General features: G+C 31.1%; 15 protein-coding genes. 6 read left to right on the forward strand and 9 right to left on the reverse strand.

Annotated elements, in window-relative coordinates:
* Positions 1 to 489 precede the first annotated feature (489 nt).
* The gene (gene mnmE, locus HXZ69_RS13780) at positions 490 to 1,887 is read left to right on the forward strand and encodes a tRNA uridine-5-carboxymethylaminomethyl(34) synthesis GTPase MnmE (protein WP_115000468.1); all 1,398 of its coding nucleotides are present in this window, start codon (positions 490 to 492) and stop codon (positions 1,885 to 1,887) included.
* A 70-nt stretch (positions 1,888 to 1,957) separates the two neighbouring features.
* Here the strand turns inward: mnmE and HXZ69_RS13785 are convergent, their stop codons facing one another.
* The 6 genes from HXZ69_RS13785 to HXZ69_RS13810 form a co-directional block, all read right to left on the reverse strand.
* Positions 1,958 to 2,137, reverse strand: a complete 180-nt coding sequence (locus HXZ69_RS13785; RefSeq protein ID WP_286496310.1) for a hypothetical protein — start codon at positions 2,135 to 2,137, stop codon at positions 1,958 to 1,960.
* 100 nt (positions 2,138 to 2,237) lie between these two features.
* Positions 2,238 to 2,423 carry a hypothetical protein gene (locus HXZ69_RS13790; RefSeq protein ID WP_286496311.1) on the reverse strand — a complete coding sequence of 62 codons (186 nt, stop codon included), beginning with the start codon at positions 2,421 to 2,423 and terminating at the stop codon, positions 2,238 to 2,240.
* Complete coding sequence (locus tag HXZ69_RS13795; protein WP_115000470.1) at positions 2,413 to 2,640, reverse strand: hypothetical protein; 228 nt, start codon at positions 2,638 to 2,640, stop codon at positions 2,413 to 2,415. Before HXZ69_RS13795 ends, HXZ69_RS13790 begins: the two co-directional genes overlap by 11 nt.
* On the reverse strand, positions 2,627 to 3,043 hold the full coding sequence (locus HXZ69_RS13800; protein ID WP_312150152.1) for a DUF5675 family protein: 417 nt from the start codon (positions 3,041 to 3,043) through the stop codon (positions 2,627 to 2,629). Before HXZ69_RS13800 ends, HXZ69_RS13795 begins: the two co-directional genes overlap by 14 nt.
* Complete coding sequence (locus HXZ69_RS13805; RefSeq protein WP_221854679.1) at positions 3,040 to 3,795, reverse strand: hypothetical protein; 756 nt, start codon at positions 3,793 to 3,795, stop codon at positions 3,040 to 3,042. The genes HXZ69_RS13800 and HXZ69_RS13805 overlap by 4 nt, the downstream gene beginning before the upstream one ends.
* A gap of 132 nt (positions 3,796 to 3,927) precedes the next feature.
* Complete coding sequence (locus HXZ69_RS13810; RefSeq protein WP_181816306.1) at positions 3,928 to 5,556, reverse strand: helix-turn-helix domain-containing protein; 1,629 nt, start codon at positions 5,554 to 5,556, stop codon at positions 3,928 to 3,930.
* A gap of 2,411 nt (positions 5,557 to 7,967) precedes the next feature.
* Between HXZ69_RS13810 and HXZ69_RS13815 the strand changes: the two genes are divergently transcribed.
* Complete coding sequence (locus HXZ69_RS13815; RefSeq protein WP_286496313.1) at positions 7,968 to 9,425, forward strand: DoxX family protein; 1,458 nt, start codon at positions 7,968 to 7,970, stop codon at positions 9,423 to 9,425.
* Between the two features lie 72 nt (positions 9,426 to 9,497).
* On the forward strand, positions 9,498 to 9,764 hold the full coding sequence (locus tag HXZ69_RS13820) for a DUF6520 family protein (protein ID WP_225542528.1): 267 nt from the start codon (positions 9,498 to 9,500) through the stop codon (positions 9,762 to 9,764).
* Positions 9,765 to 9,797: 33 nt separating this feature from the next.
* Here the strand turns inward: HXZ69_RS13820 and HXZ69_RS13825 are convergent, their stop codons facing one another.
* Genes HXZ69_RS13825 through HXZ69_RS13835 form a run of 3 tightly spaced genes read right to left on the reverse strand, consistent with a single transcriptional unit; the run spans position 9,798 to position 16,677 of the window.
* Entirely contained in the window at positions 9,798 to 12,305 is a 2,508-nt protein-coding gene (locus HXZ69_RS13825) for a S9 family peptidase (RefSeq protein ID WP_286496314.1), read from the reverse strand.
* Positions 12,295 to 13,692, reverse strand: coding sequence for a RagB/SusD family nutrient uptake outer membrane protein (locus HXZ69_RS13830; RefSeq protein WP_286496315.1), 1,398 nt, complete (start codon positions 13,690 to 13,692; stop codon positions 12,295 to 12,297). Before HXZ69_RS13830 ends, HXZ69_RS13825 begins: the two co-directional genes overlap by 11 nt.
* Positions 13,693 to 13,704: 12 nt before the next feature.
* Complete coding sequence (locus tag HXZ69_RS13835) at positions 13,705 to 16,677, reverse strand: SusC/RagA family TonB-linked outer membrane protein (protein WP_038330395.1); 2,973 nt, start codon at positions 16,675 to 16,677, stop codon at positions 13,705 to 13,707.
* Positions 16,678 to 18,650: 1,973 nt separating this feature from the next.
* Here HXZ69_RS13835 and HXZ69_RS13840 point away from each other — a divergent pair.
* From HXZ69_RS13840 to HXZ69_RS13850, 3 genes are all read left to right on the forward strand, one after another.
* Positions 18,651 to 18,929, forward strand: coding sequence for a helix-turn-helix domain-containing protein (locus HXZ69_RS13840; protein ID WP_038330393.1), 279 nt, complete (start codon positions 18,651 to 18,653; stop codon positions 18,927 to 18,929).
* A gap of 351 nt (positions 18,930 to 19,280) precedes the next feature.
* Positions 19,281 to 21,107, forward strand: a complete 1,827-nt coding sequence (locus tag HXZ69_RS13845; RefSeq protein ID WP_038330391.1) for an ATP-binding protein — start codon at positions 19,281 to 19,283, stop codon at positions 21,105 to 21,107.
* A 261-nt stretch (positions 21,108 to 21,368) separates the two neighbouring features.
* Entirely contained in the window at positions 21,369 to 21,695 is a 327-nt protein-coding gene (locus tag HXZ69_RS13850; RefSeq protein WP_052217418.1) for a hypothetical protein, read from the forward strand.
* Positions 21,696 to 22,018 lie beyond the last annotated feature (323 nt).

The following is a 22,018-nucleotide window of genomic DNA, read 5'->3' on the forward strand; positions in this document are numbered from 1 at the left end:
TACAAATACGAATATATGTACTGTTTAAAATAAAATTTTATTGGTCTAATCCTGTATCATTTTTTCAGGACGTTACAATACTACTACAAGTAATACCAAAATAGATATTACAATAAGTACATCTACAAATTTAATTCTAAAATTACCAATTCCAAAACCTCTTTTTGTAGCATAATTTTTCTTTGATGACATTATAAATTCCAATTTCTAAAAGAAATACTAAAAGTGTGCCAATTATCTATCAAAATCTAATTTTTTATAAGTTGATGATAATTTAGAATCATAGGATTAAAACCATTTGACTAAAAATTTTAATTTCATGATCCTCAAATTCTTTCCCAATAGCATCAGATGTAGCAGTAATTAGTTCAGGTTAAAAAACATCCCTTTTTAAGTATTAATATATTAACAGTAAATATTTTTACATTTTAAAAAATTATCATATAAATTATAATTTTCCAACAACTTATTATGTTGTAAATTTGCCTTATGCTAAACAACGATACAATTTGTGCATTGGCAACTGCCAATGGAATGGGCGCTATAGCGGTTATTCGTATTTCTGGACCAGAATCAATTTCTAAAGTTGCTCAGATTTATCAATCAAAATTTAATTCAACTAAATCTTTGAATGACGCTTCTTCTCATACCATACATTTGGGTTATGTGATGGATGGAGATACCATTGTTGACGAAGCATTATTCTCAATATTTAAAAATCCTCATTCATATACAGGTGAAGATGTCGTAGAAATTTCGACACATGGATCGATTTATATTCAGCAAAAGGTATTGGAATTATTAAATAAAATTGGCATTCGAAATGCCAATCCAGGTGAATATACTTTCAGAGCCTTTTGGAATGGTAAAATGGATTTAACACAAGCAGAAGCTGTTGCTGATCTTATTTCTTCGGATTCTAAGGCTTCGCACGAAATTGCTATCAAACAAATGCGTGGAGGATTCTCTAATCAAATCAAAGATTTAAGAGAACAAATGATCAATTTTGCAGCTTTGATGGAATTAGAATTGGATTTTTCTGAAGAAGATGTTGAATTTGCAGATCGTACACAATTTTATGATTTATTGAATAAATTACAATCCATCTTAAAACGTTTAGCTGATTCTTTTGCTTTTGGAAATGTTATCAAAAATGGAGTACCAGTAGCTATTGTTGGTGCGCCAAATGCAGGAAAATCTACTTTATTAAATGCATTATTAAACGAAGAACGTGCTATTGTTTCGGATATTGAAGGAACAACTCGTGATACCATTGAAGAAACCATTTATATTGACGGTGTTGGGTTCCGTTTTATTGATACAGCTGGAATTCGAGAAGCTGGCGATACGATAGAACGGATTGGAATTGAAAAAACATTCGAAAAAATAGACAATGCTTCTATTATCATCTATTTGTATGATGCCAATATAACTGCTGATAATCAAATTGCGAATCAGTTAGATGATTTGCAACGTAGAGGAAAAATCTTGTTTAATGTTGCCAATAAAATTGATGTAAACAATAACGAATCAGCTATTTCTGATGCTATCAAACAAGAGTTTAAAGATGTTGTTCATTTAGAAATTTCAGCTAAAGATCAATATAATATCGAAGCATTGAAAGAAAATCTGATTCATCAAATCAAATTGAAAGGAACAAATCAGGATGACACAATCGTTACGAACTCTCGTCACTTAGAAGCATTACAAAACACACTTTCTCAAATTGGAAAGATCAAACAAGGAATGGACATGGGACTTCCTGGGGATTTGTTAGCAATGGATATCCGTGAAGCTTTAACATATTTGGGACATATTACAGGTGAAATAGATGTGGATCAAGATATATTAGGGACGATATTTGGCAAGTTTTGCATCGGGAAATAATACTTATTAAAAATTATGTTATATAGAAAAAGGTTTTCAATAAAATTGAGAACCTTTTTCATTTTTGGTTTTACGATTTCATCTTAAAAGCAATCAAAAATTCGTCAAAAGTTAGGAAGTCTTTTTTCTCTTTACCGATTATCTGCTTTGCTCTATTGAGTAAGCGTAGACTTTGCCTATACCCCTTTCCCGTAATAATTGATACATCTTTCGGATAAATCACCATTCTTTGTAATTCGTTATTTTTCATTTCTGTAATAATTAGCATTACCTCAATGAAACTTAAATGAATGTTGTTAAAATTTACATCAATAAAATAAGATTTCCAAATCACACTTGTAATCAAATGCTTAGTCTTCGTCGTAAGGGTTGTTTTTCTTATGCAGTAAATATGATGTTCCATAACTGCATATTGCTCCTACTATTCCCATACAAATCGTATAAACAAGTTGTTCCCACTGAATGGTCGCTACCAAACTTGTCATTGTTCCTCCTATCGTTCCAACAATTAACGATGTATTACTATTATTCATCATCATTACTTTGGTTCTTGTCATTTACAGTCAATTGACTGACAGCTGATATTACTCCTCCTGCTACGGTCAAATAACCTCCTATGGTCACTAATGTTGCTGGTAATGCTATAGGAGCAGCAATTAATACACCTCCAATTGCAGCTAAGGTTAATCCTATATTTCGTAGTTGTTGGAATAATTTAGGTGTAGGTGCTGTAAAGCGATTAATAATTGTCATGTTGTTTACTTTTAATCCTTAAACTTACTTTTTGATCACGATCAAGTTTATCATTTACTAGAGTTTTAAGTTTTGTAAATGCTTTTCTTGATAACTCTCCTCTCCCTTCACCTGTTAATATGGTTACTGGAGCTATACATCCTTGTAATTCAGTTTTTGCATGATTGGCAGGATGAATCAAAATCAATGAACGATTGGGTACATTTGTAATCAGAAAATGTTGACCAAATTTTGGTGAGCTTCTCTTTTGGATTGCATAACATCCTTCTGGTATACATGAATTGCGGGGTTCGTTCTCCTTCCATGGTAACTCGATCGTATAACAAATAAACTTATCGTTAAGGAATAAGCTACCATTTGTACCATTCGGATAATACATTCGTTCTACTACAATTGTCATCATGGTAAATTGATTTCGATTAAATGTGCTGCATTAAAACTTCCATTTTTTAATGGATACAAAACGGTATTCACCTCTTGGTAGAATTCGATTCCAATTGCTAAAGCGATTGTATGTTCTGAATTTGGAGGAAGATTGTTCAATAATTCTACATCATTCACTTCTACCTCATCGTATGGATAATAATCGGTATACGATGTTTTGGTAATGTATTCGTTCTTCTCAAAATCAATTTCTGTAGAAGCTGCTACAAATCGGTAATTGGTAGCTCCTTGTGGTGCTATTATCACATCTAAGGGTTTGTATGCTTCTAATGTAAATTTTGTTTCACCAGAAGTACGTTCTATATCTACTTGTACAGGAATTAATACCGTTTTCAACCACGCTGCACCTGCATTAAAATCAAAGCCTTTCATCAGTAATTGATTTCCTTTGTGTACATTTCTTTGCCCACGAGCATTTGTAGTATCTTCTTTTAGGATACCATGCATTACTTTTGTGAGACGACTTGATAATTTGCTGTCTTTTGCATTTTTTATGATCGCATTGAATGCGTTTCGTAGTGTTTTTCCAGCAGTACCTGCATTCTTAAATTCTTGCATATTTTCTCTGGTACGCTGAAATCGCGGATCACTCATTATGGTATTACGGTCTATAGAACTTTTTTCTCTTACCATATAACCATCTTTTGATTTGTAGAAGTTTAAATCTCCGATTGAACCTCTAAGTTTTAAAAAGCCTTTTTGCTTCGCCATTTTTTTAAATTTTTAATTAAACATTGATCTCCATTGCGCAATGGTTTTGTAAAGTTGCAATAGCGATCTGTTTAAAGCAATAGCTAAGTCTTTTTTAGCCCTTGTATGTCAATAAATTACACTAATAAACCATTATATACTTTCTTTATTTTTTTGTTTTTGAATTTTTATAAAATCTAAGGGACGCAAGCCCGTTTCACTGTAAAAAACATTTGAAAATTGTCTTGGATTCATATAACCTGCTATTTCTCCTAATGCCCCTACACTATAATTAAGGTATTGTGGTTGTTCTTGTAATAAATCAGTAATAAATTTTATTCTCAACCGATTGATGTAAGAAGGAAAATTAATTCCTTTGTACTGATTGACACATTTTGATAAATAAGTGGTGTTTGTTGAAAATGATTTTGCCAAACTTACTACTGTTATATTAGGGTTTAAAAATTCTCTGTCCCGCTCAAATTCTTCAAATTTTAATAGTAAACTTTCAAATGCTTCTTTATTCAAATCCTCTTCATCTTTAATCGATATTCTCCGTTCTGTGTAACTTGATTGAGCAGATTCTTCAATAAACAGATTGTACTTTTCGATTAAATGTTTATTTTTATTTCTAGTTTTTACAATTCCTACGATCAATACTATTATTCCAGTAAAACACGCTGCCAATACGTAATATAATTTTTGAGACTTATTCAATATTTTTTCCTTTAATTTGAGCAATTGCACTGTGTCATATTCTTTGTATACAACTTGACTCATTTCTGCATCTAGCTTATAATTTAACTCATCCATTTTTAATAATTGATTGATTACATATAGTTGTCTGTTCGTATCAGAAGCTACCAATGTTTCCTCTAAAATGTTTTCGTATATCGGTCTATATTTAATTTCTAAGAAGTTGTATTCATTGAAAATACTATCTATTTTGTTAAAATATATTATTTTATGTTGTTGATTATTCAATTTATCAAATGCCTTTGCTTTGTAGTAATAAATTTTGGTTAGTGTATTAAAATCATTCGTTTTTATTAAAATATCTTCTTTAGTTGATAATAATTGAATAGACGTCACAAATTGATCATTTAAAAACTCATCAATTGCTTTATTTATCGTAAAGTATCTATGGAAAAATTCGTTATTTTCAAGTTTGCTTTTATTTAATCCTAATTGATTCAATTCTTTCGCTTTTGCTTTGTTACCAACTTCTTGATGGAGAGATGCTAATTGATATATTGTATTTAATAAATAGGCTTGGTAATCTTTGTTCTCTGGTTTTGATTGAAAAAAGTTTTTACATTTCAGCAACAATTCTTCTGCTTGGTTACATTGATTTAATTTGATTTTTATCATTGCCATATTAAATGTTACTTTATGTAATAAATATTGGTCTTTTGAATATTTTAACTCCTGATCTGCATATAAATAATTTTGTAACGCCTCTCTATAATCTTTTGCTTTGTAATAGGCTAGCCCTTTTGATAATAAAGCTGTTGCTATTAAATCTTTGTTTTTTAATTTCCGGGCAGTAATTATCGCACTATCTGCATATTCTATTTGAGTATTTAAATGACTTGAAAAAAAGATTCCTTCTTTATAAGCATAAAATAAATTTAGCTTATCCTTTTCTTTTTTAGCATTTCTTATATACGCTTGCACATAGATCATCGCATTTGGATGATGCTTTTCATGTACTAATTCATCCAATTTTTCTATTAGATAGGCATTATCTTTTGAGGCTAAGGAATCAACTTGATTAGCCATTGTTATAAGCGGAAGTAGAAAGAGTATGTATGTGTACACTACAACTCTTTTCATGGTATAGATCTATTGATTACTACTAAAATACTTTATTTTATATCGTAAATCGTTTATTAAGTACTTAATCGTTTAAAAGTGTATAATTTATAAATTATACATTCTTTTTATAAAATGTACTTGTTGTAATCTTTGTTGTTCTATAAATATCTCTAGTTTTGAATGTCTTTGAACAAATAAGTCTAATCGATTACTTCAAAGAAACTTAAATGATGAATAAAAAAGAGAAGTTTTACTTCTCTTTTTTATTACCTCAACTTTATTGCCACTCTACTGCCACTATGTTGCCTTCATCTTGCCTTCATCTTGCCTTCATCTTGCCTTGATCTTGCCTTGATGTTGGGAGTATGTGGTAATGTGGTAATGTGGTAATGTGGTAATGTGGTAATGTGGTAATGTGGTAATGTGGTAATGTGGTAAGCAAAATTAAAATTTTGAAATAAGGTTTGTTTGTTTTTTCTTATTAATTTCTTCGTTCTCTTTCGTGATGGATTTTGTCATTCTGAGCCTATCGAAGAATCTCTTTTTATCACTTTTTTATTCATAGCTTATCTATTTTAATTATCGGTATTCATATGCCCTACGGGGAAATGAGCAAAAAAGTAATCAAAAAAGTCAAGGCTGTAAACCTCTCTACTAAAAATGATCTCATTTCACTAAAGATTTTAAAAACCCTACGGGCTAAAACCTTTTTAACGCTACATTCAAACATTTTCTTAACGTGAGAGTTTTAATGCCAGTTCTTTATTCTTTTTCTAAATTCAAATTCACTTTTAACAATGGATTTTGTCATTCGTTATTTATCGTCTAAGTCTTCGATACAACGTTTTGTAAACGCCACTCTGACTGACGATAATAAGAAGCTGAAATGAATTCAGCTTGACGATTTATTTAGATTCATTCTGGGTTTGTCGAAGAATCTTATTTTCATTTTTATTCATGTTTTTATTAATTCTATTTTAAATGAATTCATGTACCCTTTGGGGAAGTCTTGACACAAAAACATTTGAAATTAAAAATTTGAGATTAAGAGGAGGAGCCACGGTGTGGCTCAGGTATTCCTTTTCATTAATGTCACTTTTTACTTGACTAAAAAGTAACCAAAAAGTCAAGGCCGTAAACCTCTCTACTAAAAATGATTTCACTCCACTAAACTTTTTACAAACCCTACGGGCTAAAAACTTTTTAACGTTGCATTCAACCATTTTCTTAACGTGAGAGTTTTAATGCCGGTTTCTCCATCCTTTTTCCAATACTCAAATCCACTTTTAACAACAGATTTTGTCATTCTGGACTTGTCGAAGAATCTTATTTTCATTTTTATTCATGTTTTTGTTAATTCTATTTTAAATGAATTCATGTACCCTTTGGGGAAGTCTTGACACAAAAACATTTGAAATTAAAAATTTGAGATTAAGAGGAGAAGCTCCAGTGGAGCTTAGGTAAAATTGTTAAAAGTTGATTAATAATTATATGTTCATTTTTATTCATGAGTTATTATTGTTTTTAAATGAATTCATGTACCCTTTGGGGAAGTCTTGACACAAAAACATTTGAGATTAAGAGGAGGAGCCACGGTGTGGCTCAGGTATTCCTTTTCATTAATGTCACTTTTTTATTCATTCCTTATCTATTTTTATTATTTGCATTCATATGCCCTTCGGGGAACAGACTAAAAAGTAACCAAAAAGTCAAGGCTGTAAACCTCTTTACTAAAAATGTTCTCATTCCACTAAAGATTTTAAAAACCCTACGGGCTAAAACCTTTTTAACGTTGCATTCAAACATTTTCTTAACGTGAGAGTTTTAATGCCAGTTCTTTATTCTTTTTCTATATTCAAATTCACTTTTAACAATGGTTTTTGTCATTCATTATTATCGTCTAAGTCTTCGATACAACGTTTTGCAAGCGCCACTCTGACTGACGATAATAAGAAGCTGAAAATGAATTCTGCTTGATGATTTTTTCGGTTTTCTTAAAAATTGGAGTGTATGAATTTATAAATTAGACATGCATTTTATGTTTTTGACGCATTGACATACCTCCTATTTTTTACGCTAAACCTAATTTCGATACAAACTTTAAAAAAAATAAACTATGAAATCTTTTTATTTAATTGTACTTGTGTGTTTTGTATTCAATAGCTGTATAGAATATGAAAATATTCTAATTGACACCCCAATTCATTCAGAACGTATTACTTCTTCTTTGAAAGATAATATTAAGGATAGCATTCCTTCTAAAAACGACCCGCCTCGTGATAAAGATCCCTATATGAGAACTATTGATGAAGATGAAAACGGAAACTGATGTTAGATGTTAGGAAGTTATTTTTTATGAATTAAAATACTAAAAGATGAGAAAAATTGCACCGTTTATACAAACGCTCATTTGCTACCTATTTATTGTTTTGTTTATTTATGCAGCGGTGAGTAAACTGATGGATTTTGAAACTTTTCAAACTCAGTTAGGACAATCGCCCTTATTAGCAAGTTATGCGATTCCTATATCGTATGGAATTATTGCTATAGAACTTGTAACAGCAGTTTTCTTGATGTTTGAGCGAACTAGAAAATTAGCCTTACAAATTTCACTTTTTTTAATGGTGATGTTCACTACTTATATTGTCATTATTCTACATTTCACGGCGTTTACTCCTTGTTCTTGTGGTGGAGTTTTAGAAAAGATGGGATGGACGGAACATTTGATTTTTAATATCGTATTTGTATGTTTGGCTCTAATTGGCATTAGAATAGCAAAATCCTCTCAAACATGGAGAGGCTATATAATTGAACAAACTACTCTTACAATAATCGGAGTTGTTAGTGTAACCATTATATACGGTTTATCTGAAAAAAAATCTCAATATAATAATGCTTTTACACGTAAATACATTCCGCATTTTGCAGAAAAACTAACTACACTCAATCTAGAATCCACAGGATATTATATAGCAGGTATTGATAGTTGCTATGCTTATTTAGCTCATCCTAATGCTCCTTTATTTCTTAGAACTTATGATTATCATACACAAAATGTGACTAATAATCGGATCAAAATAAAAAATGAGCTACTCCCTTATAAACGAATAATAACATACGTTAACTCCCCTTATTTCTACTTAGGGGATGGAACAGTAGGAATTATAGAAAAAGGAATATTATATGATTACACGACTTCTCTTGAAACTATTGATAATGCTTATTACAATCAATATGTTCCTGGAAAAGATGATCATTTTGGTCTTTCTGTAACAAGTCAAAAAACTAAACAAACAGCACTCGCTATATTGTATAAAACAGTGGATGGATTTCAACTAAAAATAAACGATACAACTCTAAAAAGCCAACAAAATGGAGCATTTGATTTGGATGGATTACTCATTTGGAATGAACAACATCAGATTTTTTTATATGTCTATTATTATAAAAATGAAATTATCATCCTTGATTCTATGATGAATGAAAAAAATGTTATGAAAAGCATCGATTCTTTAAATGAACCAGAACTTGATGTTGCTTTTTATAAAAAAGACCAAAACTATCGATTAGGTCCAAAGACAATTCGAGTGAATGAAACGATAGCTACCTATGGTGATTATCTCTACATCCACAGCAAACGACTGGGAAATTTTGAAGAAGAACACCAAAGTGCAAGCATCATAGATGTATATGATCTCGTAAACAACCATTATCTCCACAGTTTTTACCTCTATCATAAACCTAAACAACAACTTAGGGATTTTAAAATATACCAAAACTCTGTTTTCGCTGTAATTGATGATGAAATCTATCGTTACCAATTAAAAAAATAAATCGTTGCGCAACGCAGGGGAAGACTGAAAACCTGTATAATAGAGTAAGTCACCACATTAAAATTATACAAAATGAAAACAAATTTTCTAAAAAAAGCGCTACCTATTGGGGTAGGAATGATGGCTGTTGCTTTTGCATTTGCCACTGAAGGTAAATCTTCTAACAAATCTACAGAGTATGCAACTGCATATATTTACAATGATTTAGAAGAATGTGAACAGGTAGATGCCACTTGTAATAACATAGGAACTGTAAGTTGTACAATTGGTTCTAAAGAAGTATTTGAATTTAAAAATGGTACTCAATGTAGTCAAAACTTGATGCATTGGCAACCATAATTTAAAGGAAAGGAGCGTAATAGCTCCTTTCTCTTATTTTAAATATGTATTAAACCAACTTAAGATTGAATTATATAACATTTCTTGATTCTCTTTACGAGTTAAATAATGACCATCGTTATTAAATAAAATCAATTTACCTTCTTTATTTAATTTTTTCATTGCCATATACATATATATGCTTTGATACCAATTTATATTATAATCAGATTTACCAGCCCACAACAATAAAGGTGTTTTCATGTTTTCCACCTGATAGAAAGGTGAGTTTCTTATATAGTTATTTTTATCCGTATAATAACTATCTTTCATTCGAAACTGCTGACTTTCTAACCTCCATGCTTGCTCTCTAAACCAACCTTCCCATTGTACATCATGCGACCAAGAAACCAAATCCATCACGCCAGAACCCGCTACAATTGCCTTAAACAAATTGGAATGCGTTGCTATAAATGCCGCTTCATAACCACCAAACGAATGCCCTATTAGTCCTAATCTATTCTTATCAATATAAGATCGACTTGCTAGTTCTTCTACACTATTTTCTATATTCACGACAATTGATTCACCTAAATTTCCTATTTGATAATCTAAATTGGGTAAAAAAACAAAATACCCATCCAATATATAATTAAGAATGTTAAAACCGTCCTCCGTATGTTTTGTTGGACTTGCAAACTGATTTACTTTATACGTCATATTCTCGTATATATAGTAAATAACAGGATATTGCTTGGTAGGATTAAAATTAGTTGGGTAAAGTAAAATCCCTTTCGATTTGTTTCCTTTTATGTTCTTGTATTCTATACTTTCACTTTTACCTAAATCTAACTTTGCCAAATCGGGGTTACTTTGATATACCATCTTTCTTTTTTTCGTAGCCAAATCTATACGTTCGATAACTGGAGATAAGTTATACCTAAACTTCTTAAAAAAACACGTTCGTTTGTTAATACATACAGTATTTTCAATTGTATAGGATTCTAAGACAATTGGCACAATTTTACCTTTTTCAAAAAAAGCAAAACCATTTTGCTCATCTTTGGTCGATAGATCTAACATCAACTTTTGATTGATATCAATGTGAGAGGTATTTTTTCGTTCTTTTTTATTAAATCTATAACTTATATCCCCATTACTAGCTGTTAACCTTTTAGCAGTACCATTTTTTATATCATACATCCAAATATCAAACTCATCATACACAAACACTTCATTTTCATTTATAGACCACCCTTCTACTCCATATGGTGTTGGATGTTTATAATACATATCGTTTGTTTTATATAAAGAATAATTTGATGGTATGGTGATATCAAAGTACTTATCATTTTCTGTATCATATCCCCACCATTTTTTATCTTTAAAATACATGATATATTTTCCACTCGGCGAAAACGAAAGATAGTCGTAAGAAAAATAATGTGCAGGAACAATTAACTTCTCTTCTCCTTTTTCATAATTTTTTAGGTATAAATCGGCAACAGTATATTGTTCTGTAGAAGGTTCATTTTCTAAAAAGTCATACGCTAATGCATAATTAAAATTAGGTTTAATGATAACAGCATTCAATTTATTTGAAGTAATGATAGAAAATTCATTCGTTTTTGTATCCCATCTTATGCTCTGTTTATTCAAAACATATTCTTCAGCAACAGCTTTTCTAGGTGCGATTAAAGCATCTTGGGTATCCCAAATACTGTAATTATCATTTTTACTCTTTACGATATCTACATTAAAAAAGACTATTCCGTTACGATCACTAGTAGTATCAAAACCATTTATTTTACGAACTTCCTCATCAGAAAATAATGTTTTACAAGCCAAAGATTTTACCTCCTTATTTTGGGTATTAATCGTGTAAAGTATCCCTCCGTCAACCGTGTTTTCTAGTAGAAGTATACTTTTTTGATCGCTTTGCCATCCTAATATCTTTACTTCATTTTTTGGGCTTATAAAGAGAGACTGCTGATTTTCTGAACCCGATTTCCATTTTTTTAATGTTTTAGTATTAGAATCCGTATTTGATGTTAGAAAAATTAAATCATCTTTGACGGGATGCCACTGGTAGTTTTCTACATCGTGTATCGTATATGACTTGTTACTCTTCAAATCAAGTAACTGTAAATCTTTTTTCTCTTTTTCGCCCTTTCTTAGGTATGAAATTATCGTTTGATCATGATTTGTAAAATATCTTTTATGTAGTACCTCAACTTGCAAGATTGTTTTTAATGTTTTTAAATCAATTAGATGCAAATTTGATTTATCATCAACAAAAGATAGTATATCATTATTTTTCAAAAATTTCAAAAGAATGATTGAACCCAATTCTTTTCTAACACCTGATTCTGTCTGTATAAGTATAACATTATTTTTATCTTGCATATCATTTACAACAACCCACTTTCCATCGCTACTTACGTCTGTAAATAAAGTATGTTTTGTCCAATTCGAAGTTTTTTGAATCTCTTGCGCTTTTGAAAAGTATCCCAAACAGACAAACAGTATAACTAGTATTGAATTGACATATTTAATAGCCATCGTTTTGAGGATTTAGATTAGGATTAATCAATAATTCGTTTTCTGGAATTGGTAAAATTAAATCTCTTGGTTTCCAATTTGATTTTATAGGTTTTAGAGTTTCCTCGGCTATTTTCCAACGTTTCAAATCAAACCATCTGTTTCCATGTTCTGTAAACAATTCTAGTTTTCTTTGAAGTATAAGTTCTTTTTGAATCTCATTTGGATTAGAAGAATTAAACTGATTTAACCCTGCTTTCTCTCGAATGATATTAATTTCTTTTACTGCCAATGCCAATTCATTTGTATGTAAATAAGCTTCTGCTCTCATCAAGATTATTTCTGACAAACCAAATACAATAGAAAACTCTTTGCTTGAACCTGTATTTGCATTTTCTTTATATTTATACGGTATATACCAAGATTGTGTATTTGTTGTATTGCTTACTTTCTTTGTCCAAAATTGTAACCTTTTATCGAGTGGATTAAACAGGTTTATAAAATCTTGTCGTAAAGCTACCCGAGTTGGAGGTCCGCTATTAATAATAAAATATGATCCTTCTAACGTATTTTCACCATTTATGGTCGATGAAAATTGAAATATTGTAGACTTGCTTTCTTTTTTATATTGATTTTCTATTGGTTGTTGAAATGAAAAGTTCTGATTTTGAACAATTCCTTGCGATTCACTCACTACTTTATCCCATTTTTCTTGGTATAAGTACACCTTACTTAATAGGGCTGACACTGCATATATAGTTGCTCTGTTACTCGCAGTAGACGCCACATTATTTACCAATAAACCTTTTGCTTGGAGCAAATCTTTTTCGATATTATCGTAAACAATCTTTATTTCATCACGGTAAACATATCGATTGATTTGATAATTAGATGTAGTGATATAGGGTATTTTACCATATAGATTCATCAAATTAAAATGCGTAAATGCTCTAATAAACAACACTTCTGCTATCAATTTATTTTTTAACTCAAGGGATAAATTCGTTGAATTATTTAATGCCTCTATAGCTAAATTTGTTTCATAAATAATTCTATAATTATTTGCCCATATAGACGTTACAAGTGTATTAGAAGGCAATAATTGATGGGAATGAAACATTGAAAGGTTATTGCTCGTAGAACCATAAAAATCAAGTTCATCTGCATACAAACTAAATAATACGCTTGATCCATTTGTACTTCCCGACAACAAACCATCATTTTTCATGTCTTTGTAAATACTCGCAACTGCTGCATTAGCAGTTTGCTCGTTGTTGTAAACCTTTTCAATTTTTATTTCTCCCTTAGGATCATCTGTTTCAATCCAATCATTACAAGCAGCCAATGTGAATATGGCATTCAATAGGATGAATCTATTCATCACATATATTGTTCTATTATTCTTCATGGTTTCAATTTTTTAAAATGAGATAGTTGTTCCAAATGCGATACGTTTTAATGGAGGTAAAAAATCTTCAATTTGTTCGGGATCGCCTCCTTTATAATTCGTAAGCGTTAGCAGATTAAAACCTTGTGCATATAAAGCGACTTTATAATTTTTCTTAAGAGGAACATTGTAGTTTATCGAGAGTGATTTTAACCTCACAAAAGAAGCATCACTTACAACTCCAGTACTTGTATAAAAATAATTTTGAGCAACAACAGCATTTGTATTAGAGCCTGTTGTATAAATTTGCGTACGTCCTTCATCTAGAACCGATGTAGGTTGATTAAAGAATGTACCTGCTGCATTTAACGTATGCAGTTCGTTGTAGGCTTTCTTTTTCGAGAATTGAAAAAGTACCTCAAGATTCCAATTGTTATAACGAATGGTATTTCCTAAACTTCCGTACCATTTGGGATTGAAATCCGTATATATTCTACGATCATCGGCACTACTTATTTTTCCATCATTGTTATAATCCTCGAACATATAAGTTCCATTTACAGGGTTTATCCCTATATAATTGTATAGCTTTGTGATATTTATAGATTGCCCAATAACATATTGATTGCTATAACTGGATTGAGCTAGATTTTCGAACGCTTTTAATTTATTCTTTGGAAATGTAATTAAAAAGGATGTTTCCCATTGCCATTTATCTTTCTTAATATTGGTTGAATGGATCGCAATTTCTAATCCTTTATTAACCACTACTGCATCCAAATTTGCTTGAATTGTTTTAAACCCTGTTGTAGCAGGTAACGAATAGCCTATTAGCTGATTATTGGATTGATTGTGGTAATAGTTTACTTCAAGATTTAATCTATTTTTCAGAAAAGCCAATTCTATTGCTCCTTCTATCTTTCGATTTTTTTCCCATGAAAAATTCGGATTATGTAAACGAGAAGGTGTTAAATAAGTTGTTCCATCATAACCATCTTGTTTTATAGAATATGTACTCAAATACTGATAATCCCCTATTTGATCGTTTCCAGTAATTCCATAACTCCCTCTCAATTTTCCGAAACTCAACCACGATTGATCACTCAAAAAATGTTCTTTCGAAAAAATCCAAGCAGCGCCTATTGCACCAAAATTCGCTAGTTTATTGGCTTCTCCAAATCGACTTGATCCATCTCTTCTTGCTGTAAGATTAAGAATATATTTTTGATACAAACTGTAATTAAATCGTCCATAGATCGCATTGTATTTATACTGTGAAGAAATATCTTGCAGAAATTGAAATGTTTTTGCTGCGCTCCTCACATTCATTAGTGCATTATCTGCGAAGCCAACTCCTCTTGTAACCAACTGATTTTGTTCGTTCATCATAAAAGTTGCTCCTACATTCAAGGTAATTTCACTATTTGTCCAACTAAGATGATAATCCAATTGCGGTTCTATTGACCATACTTCTTTTTCATTCTCATTCATTATGACACTACTATCAGCACTTGTATTACCATACACAGGATTTCTTACTGTATGTGGATTGAAACTTTTATCTTTTAAAATTGAATGATTGTAACCTAAATTCGTTTTAAATGTTAATTGATCCGTTAAAGCATAGCTCATATTAAAGCTGGTATTCAACACATTTGCATGACTACGATAGGTACTATAAGTAGATGCTATAGGGTTTGTCCATGTATTATTTTCCCAATTTAGATTTCCATTTTCATCGAATAAAGCGGGTGCATTGGGAGCTAATTTTTTAGCTGTACGCGCTAAGTTTTCTATTGGTAATACATTGTTATCATCTCCATAAATTAGGACAGTACCTACTTTAAATCTATTGTTTTTAGAAGAATGATTAAGATTGACAAAGGCATTCAGTTTTTTATAGCTATAATCCCCATATAAAACAGAAGTTTCTTTCATAAAATTGGTGCCAATCATAAAACTTGTTTGCTCATCACCACCCATAATATTTAGTCTTGTATTATTGGTTGTACCAGTATTCCCTATTAGTACTTTTTGCCAATCGGTGTATCGCGTTTGATCCCATGCTCCATTAATATCATACGCATTTGTTGGGTAGTTTGTAATCCCATCATTTGCAAATGCTTTCTTTCGCATCATGAGGTATTGTTCTGTATTTAGAAGATTTACTTTTTTTGTAATGGAATTGACACTAATTGAAGAATCTATATTAAATGTAGTTTTTCTCTTTTGTCCCTTTTTAGTCGTTATCAAAATCACCCCATTTGCACCACGCGAACCATAAATAGCAGTAGCATCCGCGTCTTTTAAAACTTCAATCTTCTCTATTGATTTTGGATCGATAGAATTTAACGGATTAATGTTTGAATTGGGCATTACGGTATTGGAGATACTGGTGTAAGACATAGAATTCATATCAAACGGAACCCCATCTATTATAAACAATGGATCATTCCCCGCACTTATACTATTCTGTCCTCTTAACCGAATGGTATAACCACCACCTGCTGTTCCTGTAGTTGGCGTAATTTCTAAACCTGCAACTCTACCCTGCAAGGCATCTAACACATTATTCACAGGCTGATTCTCAATTTCTTTAGCCGTTACACGTGCAATTGACCCCGTTCGTTCTTTGTCTTTTACGGAGTAGTATCCTGCATTGATCACCACATCTTTCAGCTGAATCCCGTTGTCTTCTTTTGTGAAACGTACATTGATCACACTTCTATTCAACACTGCTTCTTCTCGAATAGGGAAATCCAATTGCTCAAAAATTAATTTAGCATCATCCTGTTGTAAAGTCAACGAATAGTTTCCATTATCATCGGTAAAGGTGGAATTATCGGTTCCCTCCTCTTTTACCATTACGCCCACCAGTGGGACTTGTAGTTCTTTTACCGTTCCAGTAACGGTTTTACCTGTTTGTGCTAACAAGGGTGTTGCACAAAACAATCCCAATAATACAGTAAATGACTGCCTACTGAGTTTGAAGTAAAATTTTTTCATAATTTTACAATAGTTTTTTAAAATTCAACATTAGTTTTAAAAGCCACTCCTTTTCCTGTACATCGCGCCAACTTTGTTTTTGGGAAAGGAGGTTTTATCTTTTTGCGTTATAAGTTTTACGCTTAACGTTTTACGTTTTTATTCTTATTAATACTCAAGTTCACTTTTTATAACGGATTTTGTCATTCTGGGCTTGTCTCAGAATCTCATCTCGTTGGTATTCTTAGCTTGTCGAAAAATTTCTTCCTTTCATTTTTTTGAGCATCCAAAAAAACGAAACAAAAAAAGATGCCGACAGTAGTCTCTCAATGATTCAACTAAATAAATTATTTCCATAAAGTTGGCAACTCACTCCACTCAAACACTCCAACTTTTTTATTCCAATAATTTAGAGTTGAATTACATTTCGATTCTAAATCGTCGGATTTTTAATTCTTATTTATATACTCAAATTCACTTTTAACAACGAGTTTAGAAACGGTCATTGCTGAAAAGTCGAGTGTCAATTAGGCGTAAAGAGCGTTAAAATGATTTATGTTCGCATTTCATATGCGAATGATTCAAAGCATTTAGCGAGTAGCCATTATTGACCGACTTGTAAGCAAAGACTTGATTTTTTGATTACTTTTTGATCAAGCAAAAAGCAATAAATAGAGAACTTCTAATTATCGTAAATTCCATTTAGAATTTCATCTCTATTATCATGCTCGCGTGAGCTCGTCTACTTTTATCCTATATTCCTCCTAAAAATATCCCCCTCTGACAAGTTTTAAAAATTACATTAATAAATGAAAACTAAAAATTAACACTAATCACTTTATGAAGATCATTTATACTCTTTGTGTTGTCTTCGGGGGATAGAGTGTGAATCTGTTTACTCTTTCATGATTTTACATACGTTTTTTAATTCAACATTAGTTTTAAAAGCCACTCCTTTTCCTGTACATCGCGCCAACTTTGTTTTTGGGAAAGGGGTTTTTCTTTTTACGTTATACGGTCTACGCTTAACGTTTTACGTGTTATTCTTTCTTGCTGTCACATTGAGTGATTTTCGTTTCATAGAAAAAGAAAATAGTATCGAAATGTCACTTTTTTTAATGTCACTTTTTTTCGTCAAAAAAACTAACGAAAAAAGACTTGTCTTTGATTTTCGACGGTCAAAATAAGTTTCAGCCATTCAATATTTTAAATCATTTGCTGCGCAAACAGTAAAATATTTTAACCATGGCGATCAACTTTTTGACACTCGCCTCCAAATCATATGACATTTTTATAATCCTTTTTCAAATACATCATACATTGTACATTTTACTTAATACATACTACATTTTACAACTCAACATCGATACACGAACCTCGAACAAACCATACGGAACGCATATACAATGGATACAGAATGGATACAGCGTGGATACACAACCGATACAGAAAAGTGTCATTTTCGATATACACCGATACAGGAATTTAACACTTTTTAACACATTATTTCTCTAATATTCTGTCATTTCGAGAATTTATTTCTATCACTTTTCAATTCTTGTAGAATCGAATAACCATCTGTGTATTTCTATTTTAAGAAACACATATTTATAGAGAGTGTATATCACTTGATTTGTAGAGGAATAAAACCAAGTGTATTTATTGTATGAAGTTCAGTGCTATTTGTAATGGAAGAAACGACCAAGAAAAAGGCGTGGAACTTACAAATCCGAATAGAGGTACTGCCATACCAGGAACGAATAAGTAAGCCCACGCCCTAAGACGTGAGCAAAGATACTTATTTTCCCGTTCCTATTGAAAATTGGCAGTTTTCTATTCAGGAAAAAATAAGACTAAGCTTATATATTTATTTTAATAAAATTCTCTGTATTAATTTTATACATTCAAAAGTACAAATTAAAATTGAATAGTACAATATATTGTACCATTATTTTATTCAAATAGTTACAATTTTATTTTTAACTAAGAATAAAATGACAGAAAAAGAGAAATTAGGTATTTATTTAACCTCTTTGAGAAAGGATATAAAAAGTTCAGATTATATTGATAGAAGTATATCACAACAAGAATTAGCTGATAAAACTAAAGGACTTTCCAAAAATACTTTATTATCGATTGAAAACGGAAGTGCTAATCCAACTCTAGATTCACTAATTATTTTAGCTAATGCATTAAATCAAGATAAATTAAATATTTTTAATATATCAATAGATGTTAAGAAATATATTAAAGAGAATAACCTTGATTTTTAGTTTTTAAAAATATAAGACATTAAGTGAATAAAAACGTTTAGTTTAAAAGCGATATACTAAATTAGTAAGATTAACCAGTAGGCATTGTTAAAGTTAGTAATAGTACTCTGGAGTTAATTTTAGGTTTGTCTAACTCCAGAGTATTTTATTTTACTTAAATACATCAGATTAATATAAACAAAGGCTTCTATATAGAAGCCCTTTACTTATTTACACAATAATGGTTATAAATTAGATTAATTTATATATTTGTTATTTATACGAAACTAATGCTATAGTAGTTTCGTGAAAAAACAATGTTATCGGTCATTCTAAAACCGGCCAGTACTAACAAAACACTAACGACAAAAAATGAAATTAACCTCTATAACAATAAAAAATTTCCGCTGTTACGCGGACGAAACAAAAGTTACTATTGACGACCTTACAACCTTCATTGGAAAAAACGATATTGGTAAATCTACAATTTTAGAAGCATTAGAAATTTTCTTTAATAACGACACAGTTAAAATAGAAAGTGGAGACGCAAACATTTATAGCGGTAACAATGAAGTGACAATTACTTGTGAGTTTAAAGATTTACCAATAGAATTAACTGTTGATGCATCTTCTCCAACGTCACTTGCTGACGAGTTTTTGTTATCTAGTGAAGGTACTTTAAAAATTCAAAAGGTCTTTGCTTGTGGTAAAGCTACCCCTACATTTGAAGCATACATTATTGCAAATCACCCAACTGTTGCTGGAGCTGACAACCTTCTCGAGTTAAAAGAAAAAGAACTTCAAGCAATTATTAAACAAAAAACCTTAGATAGTTCACTCAAAGGTAATCCAACGATGAGAAAAGCAATTTGGAATTCCTTTGAGGATTTGGAACTAAAAGAAATTTCAATACCTGTAAGTAAACCAAAGGAGGACAGCAAAAGAATTTGGGAACAGATTGAATCTCATTTGCCAATTTTTGCATTATTTCAAAGCGACAGAAATAGCCAAGACAAAGACAAAGAAGTTCAAAATCCAATGAAAGCGGCGATTGCTACCGCAATCGCTGAGGTTAAAGAGGATTTAGAGAAAATCCAGAATAAAGTTCGTGAGAAAGCTGAAGAAATAGCCGCAAGCACACACGAAGCATTAAAAACTATTGACCCAAAATTAGCCAGTAAACTTGCTCCAGAATTTACACCACCAACAGCTGCAAAATGGACTGGATTGTTTTCTATCAATATGGATACAGATGACGGAATACCACTTAATAAAAGAGGTAGTGGAGTTAGAAGGATGATACTTGTAAGTTTCTTTAAAGCAGAAGCGGAAAGACGACTTAAAACTTCAAATAAAAGAAGTATTATTTATGCTTTAGAAGAACCTGAAACAGCTCAGCATCCGAATAATCAAAAAATTTTGATAGACTCTTTTCGAGCATTATCAGAAGAAAATGGTTGTCAAGTAATTTTAACAACTCACAGTCCTGGCTTGGCTTCTGAACTTCCAGCAAACAGCATTAGATTTATTGACAGAGACGAACACGGAAAACCTTTAATTGAATCTGGAGTTGACGTTTTTGCTAAAGTTGCAAATGCATTGGGAATAACCCCCGATAGTAGAGTTAAAGTTCTCATATGTGTTGAAGGACCTACAGATGTTACAGCATTAAAATGTTTAAGTCGAGCATTACATTTAGAGGACAATACCTTAATTGACTTATCAAATGATCCTCGAATTGCATTTGTGTTAATGGGAGGGTCAACACTCAAACATTGGGTAAATGAGCATTATTTAAAAGGGTTGGGATGTAAAGAGTGTCATATCTATGATAATGATGTAACCACCTACTCTGTGTCCGTAGCGGAAGTAAATTCAAGAACTGATGGATCCTGGGGTGTCTTAACCCAAAAACACGAAATAGAAAGTTATTTACACAGTGAAGCAATCAAGGAAGCATATGACGTCGAAGTTGTTGTTACTGACAATCCTTCGGCTGATAAAAAAGGAGTTCCAAAACTATTTGCAGAAGCGTTTTCGGCCAAAATGGGTTATGATGGAGTGATGGGAGACACAAGAGCTAAAATATATCTCGCTAATAAGGCTTTTCCAAATATGACTGCAAAAAGAGTTAAAGAAAGAGATACAGCAAACGAAATTGAAGGATGGTTGAAGAAAATAGATGCGATGCTCAATTAATATAAGTAGGAAAGACCTGTTAAGAACGAAAAGAAGAACGAACCGATAACACGGGGAACTGTTGCACAACTTCAGTTTTAGATACAAAAACACAAAATAGTAACCTCTTTAAAAGCAATTTTAGGGAGGTTTTTTGTATTTATGTGAAACCGTAATTTATTATGAGATGGTTGTTGTATGTTTGGGATAGTATAAAGAAATATAGATTATTTTTAATTTTACTATATTTTTCTCCGTTTAAAGATAAAGATTTACGGCATTATGAAAAACAAGACGCTTAAAGAATTAATCGAAAATTATCCGAACGAAATCCCTTTTGAAGAAATAGTTGACTTTGAAAATTTCGATGAAAGATTATCTGTTGTAAACTGTATTGTTGTAAATATAATTGGAGTCAATGATGGTTTTATTGAATTTATCCCAGACAATAACTCGCCTTCGGAAGATGAAATTTTATGTTGGATTTGGTCTTTTAAACCTGACTTAACAAATGAAATTCTCGAAATAACTAAGAATGATGATTTAAAGTTTGCTTTAAATTTATATTTAAACAACTCACTGCATGAATTTTGGGATTATAACAGCTAAATTATGATGGAAAATTATTCACCAAATGAAATGATTAATATTTCTGAGATTAATACCTCATATTTAACTGAACTTCACAAAGGAATAATGCTTTCAATATATCTCTATTTAAAATACCACGACTAACATATATAAATATTGCAAACTCAATTTTTCAAATAAAATATACAACCTCTTTAGAAGTGTTTTTAAGGAGATTTTTTGTTTTACACAATAAGGTATACAATGTAGTTTTGTTTGTATATTTTGGATATCCCCCTGAATTTTCCAGTGTAAGTTAAGCTACATTTTTTAAAAATTGTAAATTATTATTAAACTCAAAA

Origin of the sequence: Empedobacter sp. R132-2 (assembly GCF_030324375.1) — a bacterium.
Classification (GTDB): domain Bacteria; phylum Bacteroidota; class Bacteroidia; order Flavobacteriales; family Weeksellaceae; genus Empedobacter; species Empedobacter falsenii_B.